General features: G+C 37.3%; 10 protein-coding genes. 3 read left to right on the forward strand and 7 right to left on the reverse strand.

Annotated features, from left to right (window positions below; translation table 11 throughout):
• The first annotated feature begins 128 nt into the window (after positions 1–128).
• Entirely contained in the window at positions 129–1,697 is a 1,569-nt protein-coding gene (gene istA, locus PY093_RS20805; RefSeq protein WP_275647389.1) for an IS21 family transposase, read from the forward strand.
• Positions 1,694–2,464, forward strand: a complete 771-nt coding sequence (istB, locus tag PY093_RS20810; RefSeq protein ID WP_275647388.1) for an IS21-like element helper ATPase IstB — start codon at positions 1,694–1,696, stop codon at positions 2,462–2,464. The genes istA and istB overlap by 4 nt, the downstream gene beginning before the upstream one ends.
• Here the strand turns inward: istB and PY093_RS20815 are convergent, their stop codons facing one another.
• Positions 2,465–2,710, reverse strand: coding sequence for an aspartyl-phosphate phosphatase Spo0E family protein (locus PY093_RS20815; protein WP_275647670.1), 246 nt, complete (start codon positions 2,708–2,710; stop codon positions 2,465–2,467).
• A gap of 305 nt (positions 2,711–3,015) precedes the next feature.
• On the opposite strand from PY093_RS20815, the gene PY093_RS20820 reads away from it, so the two are divergent.
• Positions 3,016–3,948 (forward strand): DMT family transporter, encoded by a 933-nt coding sequence (locus PY093_RS20820; protein ID WP_275647671.1) that lies wholly within the window; start codon positions 3,016–3,018, stop codon positions 3,946–3,948.
• A gap of 50 nt (positions 3,949–3,998) precedes the next feature.
• Here the strand turns inward: PY093_RS20820 and cbpA are convergent, their stop codons facing one another.
• From cbpA to mtnW, 6 genes are all read right to left on the reverse strand, one after another.
• Positions 3,999–4,631 carry a cyclic di-AMP binding protein CbpA gene (gene cbpA, locus PY093_RS20825; RefSeq protein ID WP_275647672.1) on the reverse strand — a complete coding sequence of 211 codons (633 nt, stop codon included), beginning with the start codon at positions 4,629–4,631 and terminating at the stop codon, positions 3,999–4,001.
• A 147-nt stretch (positions 4,632–4,778) separates the two neighbouring features.
• Complete coding sequence (locus tag PY093_RS20830) at positions 4,779–4,916, reverse strand: hypothetical protein (RefSeq protein ID WP_275647673.1); 138 nt, start codon at positions 4,914–4,916, stop codon at positions 4,779–4,781.
• Positions 4,917–4,936: 20 nt separating this feature from the next.
• Entirely contained in the window at positions 4,937–5,482 is a 546-nt protein-coding gene (locus tag PY093_RS20835; protein WP_275647674.1) for a cupin domain-containing protein, read from the reverse strand.
• 44 nt (positions 5,483–5,526) lie between these two features.
• On the reverse strand, positions 5,527–6,141 hold the full coding sequence (locus tag PY093_RS20840; RefSeq protein ID WP_275647675.1) for a methylthioribulose 1-phosphate dehydratase: 615 nt from the start codon (positions 6,139–6,141) through the stop codon (positions 5,527–5,529).
• Complete coding sequence (gene mtnX / locus PY093_RS20845; protein WP_275647676.1) at positions 6,138–6,803, reverse strand: 2-hydroxy-3-keto-5-methylthiopentenyl-1-phosphate phosphatase; 666 nt, start codon at positions 6,801–6,803, stop codon at positions 6,138–6,140. Before mtnX ends, PY093_RS20840 begins: the two co-directional genes overlap by 4 nt.
• Positions 6,800–8,044, reverse strand: coding sequence for a 2,3-diketo-5-methylthiopentyl-1-phosphate enolase (mtnW, locus tag PY093_RS20850; RefSeq protein ID WP_275647677.1), 1,245 nt, complete (start codon positions 8,042–8,044; stop codon positions 6,800–6,802). The genes mtnX and mtnW overlap by 4 nt, the downstream gene beginning before the upstream one ends.
• Positions 8,045–8,425: the final 381 nt, after the last annotated feature.

Here is an 8,425-nt window from a genome sequence, read left to right on the forward strand (position 1 = left end):
GCCCCGGGGAGGGGCGGCACCACTTTCAATGCGGCGACCTCCCCCTATACTATTAAAAATTTTTCTCCAAACATTGTATAATGTGATAGATTATCAGAATTATCATCACAAGTGGAGGGAACTGAAAGGTGGAAAAGTGGAAAGTGTATATGGAGATTTATCAATTAAAACAACAAGGGTTTAAGATAAGGAGGATCGCTAAAAAGCTAGGGATTTCAAGAACAACCGTTTACAAATATTTAGAAAAATCGCCGGATGAAATGAGTTCATGGATGGCATCAACAAAAACAAGAGCAAAAAAGCTTGATCCATATGAGATGGTTATTCAAACATGGCTAAGTGAACATCCTGATCTCTCTGCATCTCAAGTTCATGACTGGTTATTCGAAAAATATAAGGGTATAGAGGTGGCTGAGAGCACAGTACGTGGTTATGTTAAAGAATTACGGGAGAAATATTCGCTTCCTAAAACAGAAACAAAACGTGTCTACGAAGCCGTTCCAGACCCTCCGATGGGGAAACAAGCTCAGGTAGACTTTGGCCAAACTATACAAAAGACATCAGATGGAAAAGAGGTCAAATTATATTTCATTAGTTTTGTACTTTCGCACTCCCGGTATAAATATGCCGAGTGGTTGGACAGGCCTTTCACTACGAAAGATGTGATTCGAACGCATGAAAATGCCTTTCAGTTTTTTGGGGGTATTCCTCACGAAATTGTTTATGATCAAGACTCTCTTATGGTAGTCAGCGAGAATGCTGGAGACCTAATTCTTACTGGTGAATTTCAAGCTTATCGTGAAGAAAGGAAATTAGTCCTTCATGTTTGCCGCAAGGCGGATCCTGAAAGCAAGGGGCGAATTGAGAACGTGGTTGGTTTTATAAAGAAAAACTTCGCTAAGAATCGTGCCTTTCACAATATCGATCAGTGGAATGAACAGGGCATCGCATGGCTTGAAAGAACAGGAAATGGTAAAGTTCACAATACAACAAAAAAGAGACCAGTCGAAGTGTTTAACCTTGAAAAACAACACTTAAGACCGGTCACTACAAAAATTACTATTTCAAGTATTGATTCAAGTATAACAAGAACCGTTAGGAAGGACAATACTATTCTCTACCTATCAAATCGGTATTCTGTTCCTCTCGGAACCCATAAGAAAGATAAAGAAGTTTATATCGAAGTGACAGATAAGAACCATTTACTTGTTCGAGAAGAAAAGGAAGGGCCTGTAATTGCCTACCATAAGATTAGTCACGAGAAAGGTAAACTGATTCAAGATCGCCAGCACACACGGGATCGCACAAAAGGCATAGCTGTTTTCATAACTAGTGTTTCCGAGAAATTTGAGGATGTGGAGCTCGCGACTGAATTTCTAACTCAAGTCCATCGTAATTACCCGCGGTATATTCGTGATCAACTTCAACTCATCTCAAAGGTGCTTCAATCTGAGCCAGAGTTTGCGAGTGATGCTTTAAAGGAATGTGTCAACAGGGGGCTGTATAGTGCGACTGAATTTAGCGATATCATCCAACATGTCAAACGCCAACGCCAAGTAAACAGCAAACCAGAGGATCGAACGGGTGAACAGTTGAAACCAATCTATGCAACCGATCAATCTGTAATTAATACAAAACCACAGACTCGAGATATAAATGAATATATAGCTTTACTGGAAGAGGGTGTATACAAATGAATCATTCCATTGAACAGCTGCAACACCGTTTACGTTCCTTAAGGTGGGCAGAAAGCGCCACCTACCTCCCCCAGCTGATTTCGAAAGCGGAAACAGAGGATTGGACGTACCGAATGTTTATTGACCACTTGACGGCTTACGAACAAAAGCGTCGTGATGAGAAACAAATTGAAAAGAGACTAAAATGGGCTGGGTTCCCTTTTTATAAAACACTTGAGGCATTCAATCTGAATGAGCAGCAATCACTAAGCAAGAAGCAAATCAACCAATTAAAGGAGTTCGCATGGCTAGATCAATTATACAACCTTATCCTTTTAGGACCAACAGGGGTGGGCAAGACGCTCCTGTCAACGGCACTAGGAATAGAAGCTATTCATCAAGGATACAAGGTGTCATTTATATCTATGGGTGAACTCATTCACACATTAAAAACAGAGGAATTTACAAGAAAGTCACAGACAAGGATGAAACGTATCAGAGACTCCCATTTAATCATTATTGATGATTTGATGTATATGGCAATGGATACTCGTGAAGCCAATCTGTTTTTTCATTTGATTAATGACCTATATGACAAATCTTCTGTCATTATAACATCGAACAAAGGGCCTCAAGAATGGGGAGAATTATTAGGTGATCCTGGCATTACAACAGCCATTTTAGATAGACTCATCCATCGGGCAGAAGTGATTCATTTTAGAGAGGAAAAAAGTTACCGAATGAAACATCGTTCTTCCATTTTTGGGAACGAAAGTGTTCAAAATTAATTAGCAAAAAGTGTTCATTTTCACTTGACGGTTACAGCATCTCATAAATTGCCGAAAGTTCTTTCTTTTTTTAGTTAACACCTTAATTCGTTGATATTTGTTTAATAATAGATCTAGGTCTTGGCTGCATTTTATCGTTTCATCACTTGTGAACCCAGTATTCGTAGCTAGTTTAATCATTTCTTCCCTTTTTAGCGTGATATATAATAGTAATTTTTCTTCGTCCTCTACCTTAACACTTGCCAAACTCAACAACCCCTTCATACCTTAACAGTTCTTACTCTGTGAATTATTACAAATTCTTCTATATATGTAAATAGAATCGCAATATTAGACAATTTTTTTAAAAACTTTATGAACTATTTGTGACTGACCTTGCATATACTGTCATATTACTCTTTTTCCCAGTTATCAATTTCGACAAAAAATGATAGATTACTCCGTAGACAAATGAGCATGTTTACGGCATTATAAAAAATAACACTCGATTAGTTCATAAAATGTGATCAATCTGTTACTAGATATAAAGACTATAGGTGGACGACACCATTATGGATGGGGATAACATGCAATCACAATCAAAATATTATATTTTATTACTTTTCACCAGTCTTTTATGGGCAGGGAATTTTGTAGCAGGAAAATTCCTTGTTAATCACGGCTCTGCTCTTTTACTTACAGAAATGAGATGGGTAACCGCGGTACTTTGTTTAATCCCCTTTGTTTGGTGGAAAGAGAGATCACTAACGTTTCCTATTAAAGCGATAATCCCTCTTATTTTAATGGGGCTTACTGGTGTTCTCTTATTTAACTATTTAATGTTCTTAGCTTTAGAATATACATCAGCAGATAATGTCGGATTATTATCAACGTTAAATCCGATCTCGATTGCAATTGCTTCATTTTTCTTTTATCGCGATAAACTATCTATTCGCCAACTAACAGCCATGCTCATATCATTGTTTGGTATTATTATTGTTATTTCACATGGGGATCTTAACAAGCTATTGGCACTTCAGTTCAATAGAGGGGATTTGTTTATGTTAGCAGCCGTTGCAATATGGGGACTTTATTCAATAGCTGCACGAAAAGCAATGCAATATGTTTCACCATATAAAGCAACATTATGGTCCGGAATTTTTGGTGTTGCTATAAATCTACCATTTATGTTATCAACTGATGGAATATCAAACCCTACACCCTCTTTTTGGTGGGCAATTCTTTATTCCTCGATTGGTGCCACTGTACTTGCAATGATTTTTTGGAATATTGGGATTCAAAAAATTGGAAGTGTAAAGTCAGGAATGTTTTTAAACTTTAATCCTATGTTTACAGCCCTATTAGCCTACTTCTTTTTAGGCGAAAAATTGACTCTAACGCAAACAGCTGGGAGTGTTATTGTAATTTTAGGTATATATGTCTTTACGACTTCTAAAGACAAAATTACTTTACCTATTTCTGACACCAAGTCAAAGGCTTCCTAAAAAAGGCAGAAAAAAATCCCGATTAGATTGCTAACGGGATTTTCCTTTATCTACTTATTGATGTGATCCACATGGGTAACACGGAATTCTTTTTCTTCGATCTTTTTAACAATTTTAGTTAATTTTTCTTCAGAAATATCATCTGGTAAGTTTATTACGATACGACGGAGATACTTTTCACCGTTATCCAAGGTAAGTAAACCATCAATGTTGATATCCTGAATTAAGCTTACGAGATCTTTTATTGCGCCTTTATGTTCAATAGTCGCAATTGTAAGGGTGTAACCACCCGTTTTCATTCCGAATGAATCCTCTAATACATCCATGACATTTGCATGTGTAATAATCCCAATAAAATCATTTTTCTCGTTTAAAACAGCCAGGAATGGTAAACGGCGGATTGTTAAAAACGTCTTAAAAAATGAATCTTCTTCGTATATAAAGCCCTCTTGACTTTTTACCAGTGATTCAATACTATCTTCAGGTGAACCTTTTTGCTCATATAAAAAGTCTAAAAGATGAACTTTGTAGATTAATCCTTTAAACGTAGTTCCTCCATTAGACAATACTGGTACAGAGCGATAGCCTGTTTCTTTTAAGAATTCATAAGCTTCAGTTACAGTAACTGTGTCTTCACAGTATTTAACTTCAGCTTTTGGTACATAGTTATAACGAATTTTCATATAATCCCACTCCTCGTGGTAGAAATGTATATCTACCTATATTATTAGTAAAAATACTTTAAAAAAAGAACATATAATACCAAATGTAACATAAAATACAAGATCAGTAAATAATATTCATAATATTAAATCTATTTAATCATAACTCTAAAGTAACGGCATAAATTCTTCCGGTGTTAGTCCTTCTCCCTCAATTACAATAGCAATCATATCTGTCACTGCAATCGTCTCATGAAATACTCCCTTTTTCCAGATTTTTATAAGGTTTAAAAAAACTCCTTTCATTACGAAAGGAGTTTTCCTCATTAATTGGATCCAGTAAATTGTGGATCTTGGACTGGATGCGCAACCCATCCAGATGGATCGATAAACAGACGAACTGCAACAACTTGGCGGTCTTCTCTTAATGTAAAGAAGTGTGGGGTATCAACCGGAACTGAAATAACATCTCCAGCCTCTAATTCGACATCAAAATAACCTAGTTCCTCGCTGCCTTTTATGACAAAGATTCCGTTACCAGCAGTAATTGCCCGAACTTCATCTTCTGTATGAACATGAACTTGTTCAAACTTCTTTAATAACTCTTCTAGATTTGGAGTTGCCTCTGACAATGCTACAACATCCCATTTATGATAGCCATTTCTCCCAGCTAGTGATTTAATTTCTTCTTCAAATACTGATAACACTTGTTCTTTTTGCTCATCATTTATTTTGCAATTTTCTTGAAGCTGAGCTGGTAATTTACTAGTATCCCAATGCTCATATAATACACCTTGATCCTCTAAAAATTTTGAAACATTTTGATAGCCTTCAATACGTTCCCCTGTGTTACGGATTTTAATGTTTGCCATTTTTCAATTCCTCCTACATTTGTAATTTTTAATTTTTTGATTCTTTATCGCTTTAAAGAAAGAAGCTTAACATGGTAACTAAACAAAAACTCATAGGCTTCTAAATGTTTCTTTGCTTCAAATGCAGTTCTTCCCCATACAGTAATACCATGATTTCGAATTAATACCGCCCCTGCATCACCTTCAACATATGAGGCTAGTTCATCAGCAAGTGTAGGGATATTTGCATGGTTTGTAATAATAGGGATTCGAATCTCCGCATTCTCTTCCCATCTACCAAGAGCTTTAATGATTTCTTGACCTTTAAATACAGCAGCACCCTCTTCGCCGTAAAGCTCTGATATCACATTATTATCAATCGTGTGAACATGAAGGCTACAGCCTGCATTTGTTCGGCTATATATTTCTACATGTAGAAGGGTCTCAGCTGAAGGTTTTAAATGTGTTTGTTCTATCGATTCACCCTTATGGTCGACCAATAAAAAGTCTTCATCGGTACGTTTTCTCTTATCTTTACCACTAGCTGATACTAAGAACGTAAGTGGATTATTCCCTACTTTAATTGACAAGTTTCCACTCGTACCATAAAACCAATCACGACCGGCCAATTCATCTTTCACATCAGCAAGCTCATTCCATCTTTTTAATAAGATACTCATGCGGGGTTAACCTCCAATTTCTTCTCAAGAACATCAATAACCTCATAAAAAGTAGAAAAAGCTGTATGTTTTAAATCTAATTGCTGGCATTTCGCTAATAAAAGGTCTCTTGCAATAACTTCATCAGCTAGCTTAGCAGCCTGTAAGTCTGTTATTGAATCACCAATTACAATCTTGTAATCTTCAACATTAGCAAGTTTTCTCATCAGTGAAGGCTTACAACAGCCACACCCATTCAAACATCCATCGTCACAACTATGCGGCCAAAGGATTGTTATGTTTTCACTTGTAAAATCAGAACCATTACAATAAATTTCGCTTTGGTCAATTAACCCCTCAAGTAATGGGTAAACAAAAAAGTCAATTCCTCCACTAATTATATAAAGTGGAATACCCTTTTCTTTTGTGAATGCCACGAATTCTTTAAACCCTTGTCTAATGACAGCTTCATCAAGTATATAGGAGGTTATTTCTTCTTTAGATGATGACGGTAATAGTGAAAATAGCTTTCCTACGCCTTCTTGTATTGATATGTTTTGTGCTAAGATATCATCCTTTATTGCTTCCCATTCAGGTGGAGCAAACTGTTTCATAATGGCAATGATATTATCACTATTGGTAATCGTCCCATCAAAATCACAAAAAACTACAGGCTTTGTCATGACTTCACCTCAAGAATACCCCAAAGCTCAATCGCTTTTTGCAAATAGCTGTTATCTTGCGCAGCTTCCTGTAGAGTTTTTCCTGCTAATACTGCGTCAACCGCTGCTCTAAATGCTTTGCCACCTCCAACTGCCCCATCAGGATGACCATGTACTCCGCCACCAGCATTAATAATGCTATTTTTTCCGAAATCCTGAATTAGCACCGGTACTAAACCAGGGTGAATTCCAGCAGATGGAACAGGGAATGCTGTTTTAAAACGATTATCTTCTTTCGTTAATTCATCCGCAATACCAAGTGTCTCGTCACGGTTTAATGCTACACTTCCATATGGTGAAGGGAATAGCACCAAATCTGCTCCCGCGTAGCGAAGTAGCTTCCCTAATAGCAATTGATTATCAATTCCATAAAATTCGGAAGGCGTTAGAGCTCCACTTACTGCTGGATGCGCCATAATTGGGATTGTAATTTCAGGGTCCTCAGCAAGACTATGTAAAACATCTAACCCGTATGCAAATACGTTAAATAATACTAGATCTGCACCTAATTCTACGGCTCTTTTCGCTTTTTCCTTAAGCTCAAATGTACGTCCTGATAGATTAACTGCATATATTGCTTTATGTCCTGTTTCCGCAAATACTTCCTCTAAAACTTCCTTACCTGCTAAAACTCTTTGTTCAAACGGAGTTAACTCATTATCAAATAAGATTTCATCATCTTTTATAATGTCCACTCCACCAAGTGCCTGCTCTCTTAACTGACTTCTTAGGTAAGCTAAATCTCGTCCGATAACCCCTTTAAAAATACTCATTACGAGGGGACGGTCATATACCCCCAGAATTCCACGAATTCCTTCAAGGCCAAATTTCGGTCCAGGAAAGTCGGCTTTTACGTCTTCTGAAAACTCTAAATCAAGTAACTTAATTTCACCGTCAAGTGACAGTTTTCCAAATACCGTTGTCAAAATGGCAGGAAGGTCTAAACTAAAGTTAGCACTAGGATAGGCGATCTTAATCTTCCCTTTTGTTACTTCTTTGCCTAAATAGGTATTTACTCGCTCATCCTTTGGAAGTTCTTCGATACTAATTACTTGCCCTTTATGCTTCATTAACTGTTCTTGTTCAAGTGTTGGCAAATCAGTCCAAGACCCTATTGTAAGTCCAAGCGCAATCCCTTCAGCCTTTTTTTTAAGGTTATGTGATCGATCATGAATTAAATATGTTGCGATAATCTGACTCATTATGAACCCTCATTTCTATTATAGAAAAGCCCAGGGAGCCTTCTCACCCGACGTACCTCGAGTCGATGCCTCCTGGAGCTAGATACTATAACAAAGTTTCTTTAAAATAGATAAGAAAAGCGCAGGGCGCCCGCCTATCGGCGACAAGCATAAGACGAGCCCTGACTGAAGGCGTTCTTTGCCTTCGGGAAGGGATTGGCTTATGACCTCGAGCCGATGGCGCCCGGAGCTAGACACTAAAACTAGGTTCAAATTTTTATACTCCCTCATTAAAGTAAGGTTTTTCTCTTGTTTTCTCTGTTTTTCTCAGTATTTCAAATTTCAATAAGACTGCACTTTAATGGACTAACAGAACTTTATTTGTATTTTAGAGGAGGAGGA

The organism is Cytobacillus sp. S13-E01 (assembly GCF_029193815.1).
Classification (GTDB): domain Bacteria; phylum Bacillota; class Bacilli; order Bacillales; family Bacillaceae_L; genus Bacillus_BV.

Bases quoted from the DNA above. Each gene is read 5' to 3' on its own strand.
- istB (WP_275647388.1), top strand. From the start codon at position 1,694: ATGAATCATTCCATTGAACAGCTGCAACACCGTTTACGTTCCTTAAGG.
- mtnW (WP_275647677.1), bottom strand. From the start codon at position 8,044: ATGAGTCAGATTATCGCAACATATTTAATTCATGATCGATCACATAAC.
- PY093_RS20835 (WP_275647674.1), bottom strand. From the start codon at position 5,482: ATGGCAAACATTAAAATCCGTAACACAGGGGAACGTATTGAAGGCTAT.
- mtnX (WP_275647676.1), bottom strand. From the start codon at position 6,803: ATGACAAAGCCTGTAGTTTTTTGTGATTTTGATGGGACGATTACCAAT.
- PY093_RS20840 (WP_275647675.1), bottom strand. From the start codon at position 6,141: ATGAGTATCTTATTAAAAAGATGGAATGAGCTTGCTGATGTGAAAGAT.
- cbpA (WP_275647672.1), bottom strand. From the start codon at position 4,631: ATGAAAATTCGTTATAACTATGTACCAAAAGCTGAAGTTAAATACTGT.
- PY093_RS20830 (WP_275647673.1), bottom strand. From the start codon at position 4,916: ATGAAAGGAGTTTTTTTAAACCTTATAAAAATCTGGAAAAAGGGAGTA.
- PY093_RS20820 (WP_275647671.1), top strand. From the start codon at position 3,016: ATGGATGGGGATAACATGCAATCACAATCAAAATATTATATTTTATTA.